Below are 16,540 nucleotides of genomic sequence, written 5' to 3' on the forward strand. Positions count from 1 at the left end.
ACTTGCCTACCTAGCCTTTGTCGCGTCTGTTTCTGGCGGAAGCGGGGTTACCTTGGCGCCGACTTGAATTTTTGAAAAATTATCCAAAACAATCAAATCGCCCTCGCTCAAACCCTCTGAAATAGTCATCGTCGTAGAATCCTGCGCTATAACTTTTACGATTTTTTTAGCCACGGTATTGTTTGCATCTACGACATAAACGATAGAGTTGCTTAAATCTTGCAAAACTGCGATTTGCGGGATTTGGAAGCCATCTTTTTGCACGAAACCATCGACTGAAATTCTAGTGTAAATTCCTGGTTGAATTTCATAATTTAGGTTGTTAAATTGCGCTTTGGCGCTCACGCTTGCAGTCGCGCTATCTACGACGCTATCGACGAAAACCACATTTCCTTCATAAATTTTGTCATTAAAGGAAATTGTAGCCTTTGTATTTTTCATATACCAATCACTGCTGGCTAAATTTCTATCAATTTTCATCTTATCAGTATCAGAAATCCCAAATTTCACATAAATTGGATTTAGTTTTGTAAGCCTGACTAGATTTTCGCCTACGCTCACAAACGAGCCAGTATCTTTTTGCGTATCGCCTACAATGCCGTCAAATGGGGCTTTGACAAGGGCATTATCAAGGTCGATTTTCGCACTTTCGAAATTTGCCTTAGCCACTTCGTAAGCTGATTTTGCGCCGTCAAATTCGCGCGCTGAAATGGTATTGCTTGCCTTTAATTTCCTAGCGCGCTCGTAATCTGCGCTGGCGTTGTTTAGGCTAGCTTTCGCGCTGTTAAAAATCGCTTGGTAGCGAGATTTGTCGATTTCATAGAGCCCCTCGCCCTTTTCTACGCGCACGCCAGGTGTGAAAAGCTGTTTTTCTATTGTGCCAGAAACCTGCGATTTTAGCGTTACATCTAAATCGCTCGCGGTTTCGCCGTTAAATTTTAGTGCGATTGGAACATCGGATTTTTGGGCTTTAAAAACAGCTACTTGAAGCGGTGGCATACCGCCAGCGCCCTTGGCGCCCCCTCCTGCACCCTCTTCTTTTTTTTCGAAATACGAACATCCGCTAAGCAGTGCTAGCGTCGCAATTAGTGAGAAAATTTTCTTCATACAAACCTCGGTTATTAAATTTTAATAATTAAAGTAAAAAGCTGTCGATTTTATCCAAATTCTGCAAAATAAATTATTAACACAAAAGTAAATGAAAATTTAATATTTCTAAATTTTTCAGATTTTTTGTGACAAAATCACGGAAAATTTTAATCTAACTTATAAAATTTCGATAAATTTTTAATTTAATATTACTAAATTTTGTTACAATTTTTTTTTGCAACAATTTCATTTTTAAGGAGATATCATGAAATTACTTACTTCATCATTACTAGCGGCTGCTTGCACATGCGCATTTGCCCTAGATTTACCACAAAACAAGGTCGTAGATGTCGAGTGGCTAAAAGCAAATTTAGCTGATAAAGACCTAGTTTTAATCGACCTTCAAGAAGGCGAAGGATATGGCGCAGGTCATATCAAAGGTGCAGTTGCTTGGAAAGAGGCTGATTTCAGAGAGGCAAGAGGCGAAATGCCAGGATTTATCGCTTCTCCGACTACGGTTGAGAGATTATTTCAAAAAAGCGGTATCAAAGATACTAGCGCAGTAGTTTTCTACAACGACGCAAAAGCCGCTCCTGATTATACGCTTTCAACTTTGGCTCTATTCGTATCTGAATACTACGGACTTACAAACACAGCGATTTTAAACGGCGGAATTGACGCTTGGAAAAAAGCTGGTGGCGAGTTAAGCACAGAGGCCGTCACACCAGAAAAAAGCGATTTTAAAATCACTAAATTTAACAAAGACATCGTTGCGACTGCTTACGATATCGACGAGGCCGTGGTTACAAACAGCGTAGCGCTAATTGACGGCAGAATCGAAGCTCAATACTCTGGCGAAAAAGCTCACCCAAAAGCAGCCAAAGGCGGGCACTTAGAGGGCGTTGATGGAAATATCTTTATCGGCAAACTTGCCAAAGAAAATGACGGCGTTTTTTATATCAACACTGACAAAGAAGCTGTTGGCGAGCTATTTAAAACAGCTGGTCTAGATCCAAACGCACCACAAATTTGGTATTGCAACACAGGTTGGCACGCAAGTGGTGGCTGGTTTGCGACAAAATACATCATGGGAAATGACAAGGTCAAAAACTACGAAGCAAGCATGGTCGAGTATTCGAACCTGCCAAAAAGAAAAGTGCTAAAAGGCGATGAAAAATAATCAAATTTTGATTGATTGCCTAGACTTATGCGCCGATCTGCTCGCTTTTCCAGCGGAGGATTGGCGCGAGAAATACTGCGCGCTTGGCGAATTTGCAAACGGCGAATTTGCCAAACGCTTCAATAAATTTTCAAATTTCAAATTTAACGATTTAAAAACGCCAAATTTAGACGAAATTATCAGCAATTACATTTTTTATTTTGATTTAAACTCAGCCAAATTCGGCACTTCGCTTCTAGCTGGGGTTTGGTTAGATAAAAAAATGTTTGGCGAGAGTTACAATGAAATTTGCAAATTTTACGAAATTTGTGGTTTTGTGGTGGAAAAAAACTGCGACCACGCCTCAAATTTACTCGCATTTTGCGCGATTTTAGCAGAGCAGGGCGAGTGGGAGAAATTTTTGAAATTTACTAAATTTTTGGACTTTTTAGAGCCTTTGAGTAAAAATTTAGCAAATTTTGAAAATTTAAAAGAATTTGAGTTTATTTTAAATTTTGCCAAATTTTTAATATCAAATTTAAAGGAGCAAAGATGACAAAAGTCGCCAAAACCCCGAAATTTGGGCTTCTTTTTCTATCACTTGCGCTGTGCGCAGTGGGGCTCGTGGGGATTTGTAGCGTGTTTTTAAATGGCCAAGAGGCCAGCTACAATGTCAGTCGCGAGGTTCCGCTTGGGCTTTTGCTTATGGGGTATGCCTTTTTTGTGGGCATTAGCGTGGGAGTTGCCACGATCGCTACGGCTGATCATCTCTTTGGATTTCACGCATTTTCTAAAATTTCACGCCATTTACAGCTTTTGGCTATTGCTGCGCTTTTAGCGGCATTTTGGCTGATTTTTTGGGAGCTTGGAAGCCCTTTTAAACTGCAAGTTTTGCGCTTCGTGCGATATTACTTTAATTTCGCGGTAGAAAGCCCGATTTGGTGGATGAGCACTTTTTATTTAATTGAAACTCCGCTTTTGATAATCGAGCTAATTTTAATGCTAAAAAACAGCGAAAAAGCTTCGTTTTACGCAGGAATCGTCGCATTTATAATGGGAATTGTAGCATTTAGCACACTCTCAATGGTCTTTGCCGTAAATTCAGCTAGACCAATCTGGCATACGCCAAGCTTTACTATTTCATTTATTTTTGGAGCTTTGATTTGTGGCATAAGCGTGATTTTTGCCTTTGTAAATTTAAGCAAAAAAGCCCTAAATGAGCGAATTTTGCGAAATTTAAATATTTTTATGTTTTTGCTACTTTTGGCTGTTTTATTTATAAATTTTTGGGGCATTGTGATTTCATCGTATGGAAGCGGAAGTTATCTAGCCAAAAATTTTGAAGTTTTTACAAACGGAAATTTGTCTTTTAATTTTTATGTTTTTGAAATTTGCATTGGAATTTTACTTCCGATGATTTTGCTTATTTTGTCTAAATTTCAAAATTTAAAAATTTCATTTTTGGCTGGAATTTTAGCCATTATCGGCGTATTTTTTGCTAGGTTTGACGGCATTGTGGGCGGACAGCTTGTTAAAGTCGAGAGCGAATTTTTAGGCAAGATAGAGTTTGGCTCATACTGCCCAAGCGTGGCAGAAATCACGATTTTTATCTCAGGCATTGGCGTAATGCTCTTTATTTACGCACTTGGAAAAACATTTTTAAATTTGGAGAGTGAAAATGAGAGAGCTTAAAATAACAAGACGAAATTTCCTAAAAATGGCTTCTAGTGTCGCAGTTGCCAGCACGGCAGGTATCACAGGGCTTCCAAATCCACTAATGGCAAAAACGCACAAAAATTCGCCCGAGCTTTCAAATTTATTAGAATATGACGAAGGCGTAAAAACTCCAAATTACTGCGAAATGTGTTTTTGGAATTGTGGCGTAAATGTTTTTACAAGGGACGGTAAAATTCACAAAATCGAAGGAAACAAGCTAAATCCATACAATTACGGCACGATTTGCGCTAAGGGAAATGCAGGGGTTTATTCTACTTACGATCCAGATCGCTTAAAATACCCGATGATTAGAGTCGGTAAGCGGGGCGAAGGCAAATGGAAAAAGGTCAGCTGGGACGAAGCGTTTGACTTCGTGCATGAAAATTTAGAAAAAATCATCGACAAATACGGCGCAAAAAGCATTGCAGCATTTGCGCACGGAAGCTGTTCTTCTTATTTTCACAAATTTGCTAGCCTACTTGGCACTCCAAATGTAAGCTATGCTTCATTTTCTGAGTGTCGTGGCAGTAGAGCGATTGGCTGGTCTTTGACATTTGGCGGCGGCGGTATCGGCGGACATGAAAACTACGACATGGCAAACACCAAATATATGATTTTATTTGGTAGAAATATGGCAGGAGCGATTCAGGTTAGAGAAGCAAGGGATTTTATGGAAGGTTTAGCAAATGGCGCAAAACTCGTCTATGTAGATCCACGCCAGAGCGAAAGTGCGATTAGAGCGCACAAATGGCTTCGCATAAAACCGGGGTGCGATATGGCACTAGCACTAGCGCTAATCCATGTCATAATTAGAGATAATCTAGCAAATATGGAATTTATCAATAAATACTGCTACGGCTTTGATAAACTAGCCCGTCATGTCAAACAATACACCCCAAAATGGGCAGAAGAAATTTGCGGTATAAAGGCTGAAACTATTGAAGAAGTAGCGTGGGAATTTGCGAAGTTTGCCCCGCATGTCCTAGCTATCGCACCGCGTAGATTTTCAAGATACGCAAACGATACGCAAACAGCAAGAGCGATTGCGATATTAAATGCGATTATGGGAAATTACGGCGTAAAGGGCGGAACTTGGGTAAATCAAAGTATAAATTTAGCCAAGCTCCCAAAAGATGATGAAGCACCAGCTGTAAGGGAGCCAAGGGCTGATGGAGTTGGCACAAGGTGGCCGTTTAATCCGCCAAATTTAGGGCTAAGTGGTGAAATTTATCGCGCGACTTTAAGCGAACAACCATATCCGATAAAAGCGTGGCTGACCTACGATACAAATCCGCTAGGACACACGGCAGTCGAAGCAAACGGCGTTATGAAATCGATCGAAAAGCTAGATTTTTTAATGGCAATTGATACGCAGATGAACGATTTTTGTCAGTATTGCGACATAGTTTTGCCTGAAAGTACATATTTAGAAAAAGACGACGGGCCATATATCCAAAAATACGATGTGCCGTTTGTGGCTGTAAGAAAGGCTGCGATTAAACCGCTACACGATACTAAGCATGTTTTTGACATAGTGCGTGGGATTTGCAAACGCTTTGATATGGACGAGTATTTTACCATTTCGCCAAGCGACGCGATAAATAATTTCGTAAATTCACTCAGCCCTGATGAAAAAGCTAAATTTGAAAAAGACGGCATTTTGTGCGATTATTTAGCCGATGCGTATCCGCAAAGTAGCGGAAAACCACTAAGCTTCCCTACTAGCACGGGCAAAATTCATCTATATAACCCTGATATGGAAAAAATGTATGAAGAATACGGCGATGTCTGTGCGCCACTGCCTACTTGGGTAGCACCGCCAATGCCAAAAGAAGGCGAATTTAGACTTTTATTTGGCAGGGGTCCTGCTCACTCACATGCAAGAAGCCAAAATAACAAGCTCTTACTCGAACTTGAAGATGATAGCCCGATTTGGATAAATCCTGATGACGCGGCAAATTTAGGTTTAAAAACTGGCGATAAAGTCATAATGATAAATGCTAAAACAGGGCTCAAATCAAAACCGCAAAATATAAAAATCACAAAGCGAATAACCAAGGGAAATGTCTTTATCCACCACGGCTTTGGGCATGTTAGCAAAGAGTGGAAGAGCGGCTTTGATAAAGGCATTAGCGATGTTTATTTTTGTAGTAACGACATTGATCCTGTTAGTGGTTGTAGCGGCTTAAACAACGGCTTTGTTAGACTTGAAAGGGCGTAAGATGAACTCACTAATAAATAAAAATCACAAAAAAGAAAAAAACCTAGCTATGGTGATTATCGGCGATCGCTGTATCGGGTGCGATGCGTGTTATGTAGCTTGTAAAACCGAGTGGGAAGTGCCGCTTTTCAAAGAAGCGTATCGCACAAGGGTTTTTGAAGTAGAAAACGAAGACAATGCAGGAAATCCGATTTTAAATTTCTTGCCTGTGCTTTGTAACCACTGCGAAAATTCCCCGTGCGTGGCAGTTTGCCCGACAGAAGCTAGTTTTAAGCGTGAAAAAGACGGCATTGTCATCGTCGATCCGTCACTTTGTATAGGTTGCAAAGCCTGTATGGTAGCCTGTCCGTATAATGCCAGATATTACGACGAACACAAACAAAGCGTCGATAAATGCACATTTTGCGCCCCAAGAGTGGATAAAGGTTTGCTTCCGGCTTGCGTAACTACCTGCGTGGGAAAATCGCGAAATTTTGGCGATTTAAATGACCCAAATAGCGATGTTTCGCAAATTTTAGCTAAGGCGACAAGTATAACTCGCCTAAAAGAGAGTGACGGACTTGAACCAAATGTCTATTATGTAACGATAAATTCATAGGAGTAAATGATGAAAAAGATAATTTTAAGCATGGTTTTACTTTGCAGTTTTGGTTTTGCGGAGAATTTGCAAAGCTACAATACTTCAAAAGCGCAGGCGGAGCATTTTGTAAATCTCTCTCGCGAAGCTGTGGCAAAAAATAATCTCACACTTGCTAGGGCATACGCAAAAAAGGCAATCCAAGCAGACGCTTACAACAAAAAAGCGTGGGAAAGCTATGACGATGTCATCCAACGCCTAGCTGATGAAGGCATGATAGACGAATTTGGCGCCAAAGCCGATGAAAGCGAAGCCGCCGCACCGAAACCTAGTGGCGCACCAGCGCAGTTTGAGGGTTGCTAGTGAGAAGAATTTGCGAAATTTTAAAAGGGCTAAATTTTAAAATTTTCGCAAATTTTGCTATTTTGTTTTTTTGCGTAAGCGCATTTTCGCAGATAAACTCATGCACCGCCTGCCACGAAAATTACGGCTCACTAAGCCCCTCGCACGATGAGGTTGCCTGTCAGAGCTGCCATGGGGGCAACGAGATTGCTAGCGAAAAATCGCTCGCTCACATCGCCCTAATCCCAAATCCAGCCACGCTAGAAAACGCCAAAAGCCGTTGCGCGCGCTGTCACAAGGACCAAATCGCCCGCGTTAGCACCACAGTAATGCAAACCCAAAATCCAATCAAGCAAAATTTGCTAGGCGAGTGGGCGAAGCAGGGCGCAAGCTCTGATTTTAGCGCAGAGCAAATCGAAAAATTCGCCAAGGACCACTACGCCAAAGCCTGCGCCAGTTGTCATATCTCGCAAGAAAAAGAGGTTTTTATAAATCAAAATATCGCCAAAGGTGGCGGGTGTGGGGCGTGCCATAAGGCTTCGAATTTAGATGAGAATTTCTTGCTCTCCCCGTTTTTCGCCAGCAAAAATGCAAATTCTGCGCCAAATTTAAGCGCAAATTCCAGCGTAAATTCCAGCGCGCACGCAACCTCCCCAAATACTGCGCCCAAAACCCACACGCGATTTTCCACCGCAATCCCTAGCCAAAACTGCCTAGCCTGCCACAACCGCTCGGCTCGCATTGGTTTTGCGTATTATGGAAAATTCGAAAGCGAGGGAAGCAAGGCGCCTTTCGAGCAGAGCCATACGCTATCCGACGGGCGCCATTTCCACGATTTGCGCGCCGATATTCACTACGAAAGGGCAGGGTTAGAGTGCGTGGATTGCCATACTAGCCTTGGGGTAATGGGCGATAAAAAAAACCACGCAAATATGAGAGAGGCCGTAATTATCGCGTGCGAGGACTGCCACGCGCCAAATTTTGCCACGCCAAACGAGACGGCGCGAAATTTAGCAAAAACAAATCCAAATATCCCAGATAGCGCGCTCATCGCCTACACGAAAAAGGGAAATTTCCCACTTTACAATGTCGCCAAAGTGGGCGAAAAAGCAGTCCTTACGCGCAAAAAAGACGGAGCAAAATTTGAAATTTCAGCGCTAAAACACCCAGCACACGAGCCTTTGCATGCAAATTTATCCTGCCAAGCCTGCCACGAAAAAAGCGTAGCAAGCTGTTTTGGTTGCCACGAGCAAAGATTTGCGGGCGCAAAGCAGTTTGAGTGGCAAAAGGGCGAATACAGCGAAGGTGCGTGGAGCGAAATGCGCAGTTTTTTGCGCTTCGAAGACCCTGCTTTGGGCGTGAGAAATGACGGCAAAATCGCAAACCTAGCCCCAGGCTGTCAGGTCGTGGCTAGTATCTACGAAAATGGCGCTACAAAGCACTTTGACGCCCTTAGCCTAGCTAGCTGGGCGCAACACAGCGTTGGCAAGAGCAAAACCTGCGCTGCTTGCCACTTCTCGCCGTCTTCGCTTGGGCTTGGGCGCGGTGTTTTGGACTATAAAAACGGCGAGATTTCATTTAGTCCAAATTTGGCAAATTTTGGCGAGTTAAATTTCGCCCTTGACGCCTTTGCTAGCCCCACAGGAGCGCAAAATCAAATCATTTCTAAAAACGATTCCACGCTAAGCTTAGCTCAAATGAAAAAAATCCTAGACGCCTATGCCTGCGCTATCTGCCACGATCGCTACGATGATAAAATTTATGCCGATTTTAACGCCTCAAAGGCCAAATTTAGGGCAGGGGAGACGAAATGTTTAGAGTGATAAATTTGATATTTTTTGCGTTTTTAAATTTCACTTTTGCTCAAAATTTATCCTGCGAAAACTGCCACAGCGTGGAGAAATTTGACGCGCAAAATCACAATTTTTCATGCGAAAGTTGTCATAAAAGCAAAATTTCACCCTCAGATTTCCCACAGAATTTAGCCAAATTTGGCGGATTTTCGCACGAAAATATCATCGCTCACCCAGCAAGCCCCGCGCATTATGGCGAGTTTTGCGGCAACTGTCACGCCAAGCAAATCAGCGAATTTGAAAAAAGCAACCATTTCACGCACAAAAACGAGATAAAAACGATTTTTAGCGCATTTAACATGGATTTAAATCTTAGTTTGCAAGATTTTTTAAGCCAAAATTTGCCAAATTTGAGCGAGAAAGAGCGCGTCGTGGCGGACTTCGTGGAGCGCAAATGCCTAAAATGCCACGCCTATGATAATGGCGAGAATTCCTTGTTTTCGGCTCACGGAAAGGGTTGCATGGCATGCCACGCTAGCTACGCGCCCAGCGCGCATTACAGCGGCAGCGACGCGAATACTAGCGCGCGCCCGCACTCGCGCACTCACACGCTCTCGCGCGCGGATAATGAAGTTTGCGCCTCTTGCCACAACAAATACTTCATCGGCGCCGATTTTATGGGGCTTTTCCCACAAAACGCGCACAAAGACTACCGCACGCCGTTGCAAAAAAATGGAAATTTCCCAGGGCTACGGCATGGCGCAACATACGCAAATTTGCGCCCTGACGCACATTTTAGCGCGGGGCTAGTATGTGCGGATTGCCACAAAATGAGCGAAACCAAAACCTGTGAAGCCTGCCACGAAACCGCCACGCAAAATAACACCTCGCACAAATTCCACCAAAATTTGGAGTGCGCCACCTGCCACAGCGCGTGGAGCGGGAGTTTTTACGAGCTAAATGCTATGCTTGATTTTAGCAAGGATTACGAAAACTGGCAAAATTTAATCGAATTTGACGCGGTTGCTAAGCGATTTAACGCACGCGCCCTGCGCCAAAATACGCGCCCTGCGCCGTTTTCGCGCACGCTTGGAGGCGAGAAAAAACCTGGCATTTGGCATAGCGCGTTTAGTTTAGAACGCTTCGAAAATGTCCTTTTGGTGCGCAAAAATAACGGCAAAATCGCCCTTGCGCGTCCTGTGTTTGGATATAATCTTGGCATAAAAGATGAAAATGCTAGCGTGGCTAAATTTGGCGAGAGTGGCGAGATATTCGAGGTTTGGAAGCCGTTTTCGCCTCATAGCGTGCAGAAAATCGGCAAATCCTGTGAGGCCTGCCACGAAAATCCGCTCCAAAGCGGAGAAACTCACGGCGGTATTAGCGAGCTTTTCGCGCCTAAATTTTGCGAAAACCCTAGGCAAAAAAACTGCGCCAAACTGCTTGATGCTAGCCCTTTAAACGAACGCGAAATGCAAAATTTGAAGTCGATTTTATACAAAAAAACAAGAGCGAAGGAAATTTTAAATCTAAATTAGAAATTCCGCAAAATTTGCGGAATTTCGCTGTATTTTTAAGGGGGAAGCTAAAAATTTATGCGTTTTTTGCAGCCTCTAAAACTGCTTCGTAGTTCGGCTCTTCGGTGATTTCAGCCATGATATCTTTGTATGCGATTACGCCGCCGCTGATGACGAAAACCGCTCTTGCATTTAGCCCAGCTAGCGCGCTATCTTCGATTAAAATTCCATAGCTTTTGGCGAATTTTTTCGCTCTAAAATCGCTTGCTGTGCGCAAGTTTTCGATACCCTCTGTCGTGCAAAATCTACCCATCGCAAACGGCAAATCCATTGAAACCACGATTACTTCGGTATTTGGCAAGCTTGCTGCTTTTTCGTTGAATTTGCGAGCCTCGCTAGCGCAAACTGGCGTATCTAACGACGGAACAGCTACGATGATTTGTTTTTTCTCGCTTTTGCCGATTACGATATCTGCTAAATCTTTCCCAACGACTACGACTTCTGGCGCAGCCTCGCCGACTTTTACTTCATTTCCGCCCAAATTTACGGGGTTTCCTAAAAATTTTACTTGCATTTTCTCTCCTTGTAAAAAATAAAACACATTTTATCTCATAAAATTTAACAGATTATTTTTTGGCGCAAAATTTTAAAATTTGGCTATAATTTCGCCCAAATTTAAAAAAAGGAAATCCATGCAAACCCTCCCGCAAAACGCGCCTAAATTTCACCTCAACACCGCCTACACGCTATATTTGACGCTAGGAGTTTTTAGCGCGCACAGATTTTATCTGAAAAAAAATGTAAGCGCGATTTTCCAGCTTCTTGGCGGATTTGGGTTTATCATCTTTGTCTGCTTTTTGGTGGCGTATGCTTTGATATCAAACGATAGCGCGCTCGAAATTTTGCGCTCCATAAGGCCAAGCCTCGAATTTGACGACCAAGATACACTTAGGGCTAGGGAAAATTTAATAAAACCGATTATGGTCTTTGCACTGCCGAATTTAGCCTATTTGGCGTGGATAATACACGATTTTTTCAATTTAGAAAAAATGGTAGATAGCGCAAATCTTAGCGCAGGGTGCGAGATCGAAAATTTGAGTGATAATCCCAGCGAAAATCCCAGCCAAAGCCTAAATTTAGAGGAAAAAAGCGCGAATTTAGCCTCGGCTAGACAGCTAGCTTACATTGGGTGCGGACTTTTGATTTTAATGGCAGTTTTAAACATTTTTGGCACCAAGATTAACGGCGCCGAACTCGCCTCAACAGCGGGGCAAGTGTGCTTAGCAATGAGCGCGTATTTCATCGCTAGCACAATTTGCTCAAAGACACTTTTGCGAAATTTAACCCTTTTTGTCGTATTTGACAGCCTTGCGCTAATCCCGTTTTTGATGATGATGTTTGGGGATAAAAGCCTGGTTGTATTTGTTTTGGGCGCAGTATTTACGGGGCTTGGCGCATGCTTTGCTCTGCTAATTTACAAAGAGCTTTTTGAAACAAGCGGGTGCGAAATTTTCGTTAAGGCGTTTTTTGTATATGCGCTCTCGTGCGTGATTGGGCTAGTTTTAGTCTATTTTAATCCGATTTTAGCGATAATCGCGGTGCAAATTTGCTCGATTATAAATTCGCTTTTTATCATTGCTTGTGCCAAAGATAGCCGAAATTTCGAAATTTCGAAAAACAACTATTATTTTTCGAATTTGAAATTTCACATTAGCGAATTTAACAAAATCAAATCATAAGGAGAAAAAATGATGAGTTTTGGCGAGGCGATTAGCGTTTGCCTCAAACAAAAATACGCCACATTTTCTGGCAGGGCTAGCAGAAGCGAGTATTGGTGGTTTTACCTTTTTAGTGTTTTAGTAAATGTCGCAACCGCCGTAATCGACGCCATGCTTGGCACAAATATCGTTTTGGGGTTTGACAAAAACGGCACCCCGCAAGTCATCGGTATCGTAGCCAGCGTGGTTGCTCTGGGCTTGCTTGTGCCATCATTTGCGGTTTTGTGGAGAAGGCTACACGATAGAGATATCAGCGGGTGGTATTTTGGCGCAATTTTTCTTTTGTGCGTGCTTGGGATAATGTTTGCTGATGGAATTAGAATTTTAGCTATGCTGTTTTTATTTGTTGCTGTGGGGCTTATAATTTATATTTTTATCTCTACGATTTTAAAGGGCACCGACGGAGCTAACAAATACGGCGACGATCCGCTAAATCCGCGCGCCGGTGGGAATATTTTCGTTCCGTGAATTTGAGAAATTCACGGAAACACTGCGCCGAAAATTTTACTTATAATAAGCCATATTGAACTTCTAATATCACATAAACGATTATTTGTAGGTTTGGATACCTACAAATAAACAATAGAATTAACGAAATTCTCGTCTGAAAAATTTAGGACCTTTTTTATAGCTTAAATTTTTTAAAAATCTATATGCACCTGTGACGATACAGACCAAGCTACCGACAAAGCAAGCGAGCCCAACAAGGCCACTAATAGCGCCATAAGAACTGTTAGCAATAACAGCAACTACGATAAACAATATTACACCCAAAATTAAAACTGGAGCCCAGTCTACACCATATCTAATCTCAGCTTGGCAACCACTGCAAACTGATACTCCGTATTTGATGTCATCCTTGCCACAAAATGGGCAGATTAAGTGTAGCTCTTCATCCATAGTTTTCTCCTTGAAAAAAAATAAAGTTTTATTCTACCCCCCCCCCCCCCTTAAAATGGGTTGAAATTTTGATTATGTGGTGCAAAATTTTGTATTGATTTATTATAAGCTTGCGAAGTAACTTTGTAAATTGAGAAATTCGTAGAAATTTCGTTGGATTTTAAAAAGCAAAATTTCGTGGCAGTATTTCAAATTTGCGATAGCGGAATTTTGAAATTTGCAAAATTTTGTAGAATTTTAAAATTTGGCTAGGAAATCCTAGCCAAATTTTGCTTATTTCGCACCTTTTGGTGGCATAAACGCAGTTAGCGTGATGTCTTCGCCCTCTTTTGGTTTATAGGCTTCCACATTTACAAGGCAAGTGTGAGAGATATTTCCGTTGGCTAGTTTGCTTGTCGGAATATCGATAGTAAGCACATTTGCCGAGCCGTTTTTGCAAAGTCCGTTTTCGTTTGGATCATACCAAGCACCTTCGCATAGTTTTACGACATTTCTTGGCGTATCGTCATTTACAACCGCACCTGCTAAAATTTGACCCCTAGCGTTGAAAACTCTTACCAAATCGCCGCCCTTTATACCTAGCTCTTTTGCGTCTTCTTCGTTGATGAAAATCGGCTCTCTTCCAGCTACTGCATAGCTATCTCTTAGCTTAGTTTGGTTTTGTTGAGAGTGCAAACGATCATTTGGGTGTGGGCTTATCATGTGGAATCTGGCTGGTTTGTCTTTCATACCTAGCCACTCGATTGGCTCAAACCATGTCGGGTGAGCCTTGCAGTCATCATAGCCCATTTTTTCGATAGTTTCAGAGTAAATTTCGATTAATCCGCTTGGTGTGCCAAGTGCATTTAAAATCGGATCTTCTCTAAAATCTGCAAAAGTTACATAGCTTTCGCTCTCCATTGTAGGGCTAAATTCAGTCGGTTCGTTTTTGTTCCACCACTCTTCGAAACTTGGCATTTTTATTCCCAAAGCTTCGTTTGCATTTACTTGATTTGCCGCTGTTTCGTAGAACTCTTTTATCCAGTCCATTTCGGTTTTGCCACCTTCTGTGTAGGCTTCGGCTAGACCATCGGCATAAGCTTTACACAAATCAACGAAAACTTGATAATCATCTTTTGCGCCAAATTGTTTTTCTACGACCTGTTTTTGTGGGACGATATGCATATTTGTGTAGTCCCCTGTCATAGAAATGTCATTTCTCTCATACGAGCTAGTTACCGGGAACACGATGTCAGCCATTTTCGCTGTCGGTGTCCAGTAAATTTCATTTACGACGATAGTTCGTGGTTTTCGCCAAGCTTTGACATTTTTATTTGTGTCTTGTTGTTGTGTGAGCGGATTTCCGCCGACCCAGTAGATAAAATCCATATCAGGATATGTGATTTTATTTCCGTTATCATCAAGCGTTGCGCCCGGATTTAGCAAAGCGTCCGCGTTCCTTGCGACAGGATATGACATCAAAGCAGTATTTGATAGCCAAGATTGCGCTGCATTTTCTTTTGCGCCATCAGCATTAGCAGGACCCATATATTTGCCGTCTTTGATAACGCCTACGCTTCCTGCGTTGATTGTTTTAATTACGCCACCAACGCAACTTGGCGTTCCGCCGTTTGCATAGTGGTAGCTAAAACCAAATCCACCACCAGGAAGCCCTATTTGACCAAGCATACTAGCAAGAGTTACTATCATCCAATGAACCTGTTCGCCGTGGTGCGCTCTTTGCATACCCCAACCAGCCATAATCATAGTGCGATTATCAAAGAATTTTTCGGCTAATTCTTTTATAACTTTTGCTTCGATTCCGCAAATTTTCTCTGCCCACTCAGGTGTTTTTTCTACGCCGTCTTCTTTGCCTAGTAGATACTGCTCGAATTTATCAAAGCCAACGGTGTAAGTGCTTAAAAATTCTTTATCATATTTACCTGATTTTAGCAAGTGATTTGCCATAGCTAACATCATCGCAACATCGGTATTTGGAGTAGGTCTGATATGAGTAGCTTTGCCTTCAAAAAATTTAGTTGTGATTGTTTTGAGCGGATCTATAATAATGATTTCTTTACCGCTATCACGCAATTTTTCAAAATATTTAAACGAGCCTTCATCAGAAACCGTAAATGACAAACGCAAAGTGCCGATTGGATTCATACCCCAAAGCACGACGACTTTTGAGTTTTCTAAAACCACAGGCCAAACGGTTTGTTGCTCATAAACTTGGCTAGATCCCACGACATGTGGCAAAATCACTTGTGCAGCTCCGGTTGAAAAGTCTCCCGTAACGCCCACAAAACCACCTGTCATATTCATAAATCTATGAAGAAGCGTCCTTGCCATACCAAGTGCGCCTGAGCTTTGCCAAGCGTAACTTCCAGCACAAATGCTATTCATACCTTTTTGTTCGCGCGTTTTTTTTAGCTCCCTAGCGACCAGTTTAATAGCCTCTTCATAAGGCACTTCTACCCACTCGTCCTTACCGCGAAGCTCTGGTTTTGGGCTATCTGGGTTTTCAAGGTAGCTTTTGCGAACCATCGGGGCTTTGATTCTTGCTTTATAAACCAAATCGTCCATGGCTGTTTGCAAAGGATTTGGCACATTTGAAGTTTTTTTCCAAGCTTCCGATTTTACGATTTTGCCGTCTTTTACGGTAGCTTTTAGGATACCCCAGTGAGCACCAGTGATGACTTCACCGTCTTTAACAAGGGCTGTGTTTGCACTCTCTGCCAATGCCAAATTTGGCATAGCACTCGCTGCGCCAAGTGCGGCGCTTGCTTTTAAGAAACTTCGTCTTTTCATATTTTCTCCTTTAATCGACATTAATGTCTTTTGAATGTTTTTGTAAATACTGAGTGATAACCCAAATTTCATCTTGGGTTAATGGTGTGCGTGATTGCATTGATTTAATCAGCGCAGGCCATCTATTTGCGACCTGAGTTTCGCCTCTGTGAAGCGGGTGGCAGGTGCCGCAGTTTTCTTCGTGGTTTTTCTTCGCTGTGCTAAAAATCGCTTTCAAATCCGTTTCTAGCGCGTCTGGCGAAGTATAGGCTGTGATTTTTACCTTGTTGTATTCGCCTAAATTCTCCAAAACCTCAGCGTCGAATTTCGCCTGTTTTGAAAAGGCAACCGAGATAATCCTCGCCTTATCTGTGAAGTAAATGATATTTTGCGCCTTTGCGCTTTGGTAGCCTTCAAGGCTAAATTTGACCTTTTTATCATCTGCTTCGATGATTTTGATCTCATTTGTCGGCATTAATCTTCCGACACTTTCGCTTAAATCCGCGCTTAGGCTGATATTTTTAACAGCTACGCTATACGCGCTATCGCCCACGCTAAGGGCGTTTGCGGCGCAGGTTAAAAGACCTAAGCAAAGAGCTAAATTTAGAATTTTCAAATTTTCTCCTTTTTTAAAATTTGCGAAATTTTATAAAAAACAAAAATAAAAATTTGTCATTTTTAT

The 16,540-nt window shown here is 42.2% G+C and carries 15 protein-coding genes; 10 read left to right on the forward strand and 5 right to left on the reverse strand.

Going from position 1 to position 16,540, the window contains the following annotated elements; translation table 11 throughout:
• Positions 1–6 precede the first annotated feature (6 nt).
• Positions 7–1,107, reverse strand: a complete 1,101-nt coding sequence (locus tag OFO01_RS02585) for an efflux RND transporter periplasmic adaptor subunit (protein ID WP_270858618.1) — start codon at positions 1,105–1,107, stop codon at positions 7–9.
• Positions 1,108–1,354: 247 nt separating this feature from the next.
• On the opposite strand from OFO01_RS02585, the gene OFO01_RS02590 reads away from it, so the two are divergent.
• The 8 genes from OFO01_RS02590 to OFO01_RS02625 are packed head-to-tail and all read left to right on the forward strand — an operon-like array spanning position 1,355 to position 10,432.
• The gene (locus tag OFO01_RS02590; protein WP_270858619.1) at positions 1,355–2,269 is read left to right on the forward strand and encodes a sulfurtransferase; all 915 of its coding nucleotides are present in this window, start codon (positions 1,355–1,357) and stop codon (positions 2,267–2,269) included.
• Entirely contained in the window at positions 2,259–2,804 is a 546-nt protein-coding gene (locus OFO01_RS02595) for a molecular chaperone TorD family protein (RefSeq protein WP_270858620.1), read from the forward strand. Before OFO01_RS02590 ends, OFO01_RS02595 begins: the two co-directional genes overlap by 11 nt.
• Positions 2,801–3,940: an NrfD/PsrC family molybdoenzyme membrane anchor subunit gene (gene nrfD / locus OFO01_RS02600; protein ID WP_270858621.1), complete on the forward strand. Its 1,140-nt coding sequence runs from the start codon at positions 2,801–2,803 to the stop codon at positions 3,938–3,940. The genes OFO01_RS02595 and nrfD overlap by 4 nt, the downstream gene beginning before the upstream one ends.
• Positions 3,927–6,185, forward strand: coding sequence for a molybdopterin-containing oxidoreductase family protein (locus OFO01_RS02605; RefSeq protein WP_270858622.1), 2,259 nt, complete (start codon positions 3,927–3,929; stop codon positions 6,183–6,185). Before nrfD ends, OFO01_RS02605 begins: the two co-directional genes overlap by 14 nt.
• Position 6,186: 1 nt before the next feature.
• Positions 6,187–6,783, forward strand: a complete 597-nt coding sequence (locus OFO01_RS02610) for a 4Fe-4S dicluster domain-containing protein (RefSeq protein ID WP_270858623.1) — start codon at positions 6,187–6,189, stop codon at positions 6,781–6,783.
• A 9-nt stretch (positions 6,784–6,792) separates the two neighbouring features.
• The gene (locus OFO01_RS02615) at positions 6,793–7,125 is read left to right on the forward strand and encodes a hypothetical protein (RefSeq protein WP_270858624.1); all 333 of its coding nucleotides are present in this window, start codon (positions 6,793–6,795) and stop codon (positions 7,123–7,125) included.
• Positions 7,125–8,927 (forward strand): hypothetical protein, encoded by a 1,803-nt coding sequence (locus OFO01_RS02620; RefSeq protein ID WP_270858625.1) that lies wholly within the window; start codon positions 7,125–7,127, stop codon positions 8,925–8,927. The genes OFO01_RS02615 and OFO01_RS02620 overlap by 1 nt, the downstream gene beginning before the upstream one ends.
• Complete coding sequence (locus OFO01_RS02625) at positions 8,915–10,432, forward strand: hypothetical protein (protein WP_270858626.1); 1,518 nt, start codon at positions 8,915–8,917, stop codon at positions 10,430–10,432. Before OFO01_RS02620 ends, OFO01_RS02625 begins: the two co-directional genes overlap by 13 nt.
• A gap of 55 nt (positions 10,433–10,487) precedes the next feature.
• Here OFO01_RS02625 and tpx read toward each other — a convergent pair whose 3' ends face one another.
• Positions 10,488–10,985 carry a thiol peroxidase gene (gene tpx, locus OFO01_RS02630; RefSeq protein WP_270858627.1) on the reverse strand — a complete coding sequence of 166 codons (498 nt, stop codon included), beginning with the start codon at positions 10,983–10,985 and terminating at the stop codon, positions 10,488–10,490.
• Between the two features lie 118 nt (positions 10,986–11,103).
• Between tpx and OFO01_RS02635 the strand changes: the two genes are divergently transcribed.
• Both OFO01_RS02635 and OFO01_RS02640 read left to right on the forward strand, forming a co-directional pair.
• Positions 11,104–12,150, forward strand: a complete 1,047-nt coding sequence (locus tag OFO01_RS02635) for a TM2 domain-containing protein (RefSeq protein ID WP_270858628.1) — start codon at positions 11,104–11,106, stop codon at positions 12,148–12,150.
• A gap of 9 nt (positions 12,151–12,159) precedes the next feature.
• A complete protein-coding gene (locus OFO01_RS02640; RefSeq protein WP_270858629.1) occupies positions 12,160–12,657 on the forward strand; it encodes a DUF805 domain-containing protein in 498 nt (165 codons plus the stop codon).
• A 120-nt stretch (positions 12,658–12,777) separates the two neighbouring features.
• On the opposite strand, the gene OFO01_RS02645 is transcribed toward OFO01_RS02640, so the two are convergent.
• The 3 genes from OFO01_RS02645 to OFO01_RS02655 all read right to left on the reverse strand — a co-directional run bounded on the left by OFO01_RS02645 (position 12,778) and on the right by OFO01_RS02655 (position 16,474).
• Positions 12,778–13,089 carry a hypothetical protein gene (locus OFO01_RS02645; protein ID WP_270858630.1) on the reverse strand — a complete coding sequence of 104 codons (312 nt, stop codon included), beginning with the start codon at positions 13,087–13,089 and terminating at the stop codon, positions 12,778–12,780.
• Positions 13,090–13,362: 273 nt separating this feature from the next.
• A complete protein-coding gene (locus OFO01_RS02650; RefSeq protein ID WP_270858631.1) occupies positions 13,363–15,879 on the reverse strand; it encodes a molybdopterin guanine dinucleotide-containing S/N-oxide reductase in 2,517 nt (838 codons plus the stop codon).
• A gap of 10 nt (positions 15,880–15,889) precedes the next feature.
• Complete coding sequence (locus tag OFO01_RS02655) at positions 15,890–16,474, reverse strand: cytochrome C (protein WP_270858632.1); 585 nt, start codon at positions 16,472–16,474, stop codon at positions 15,890–15,892.
• Between the last annotated feature and the right edge of the window lie 66 nt (positions 16,475–16,540).

It is taken from the genome of Campylobacter sp. JMF_01 NE2 (genome assembly GCF_027737365.1).
Taxonomy (GTDB): Bacteria; Campylobacterota; Campylobacteria; order Campylobacterales; family Campylobacteraceae; genus Campylobacter_B.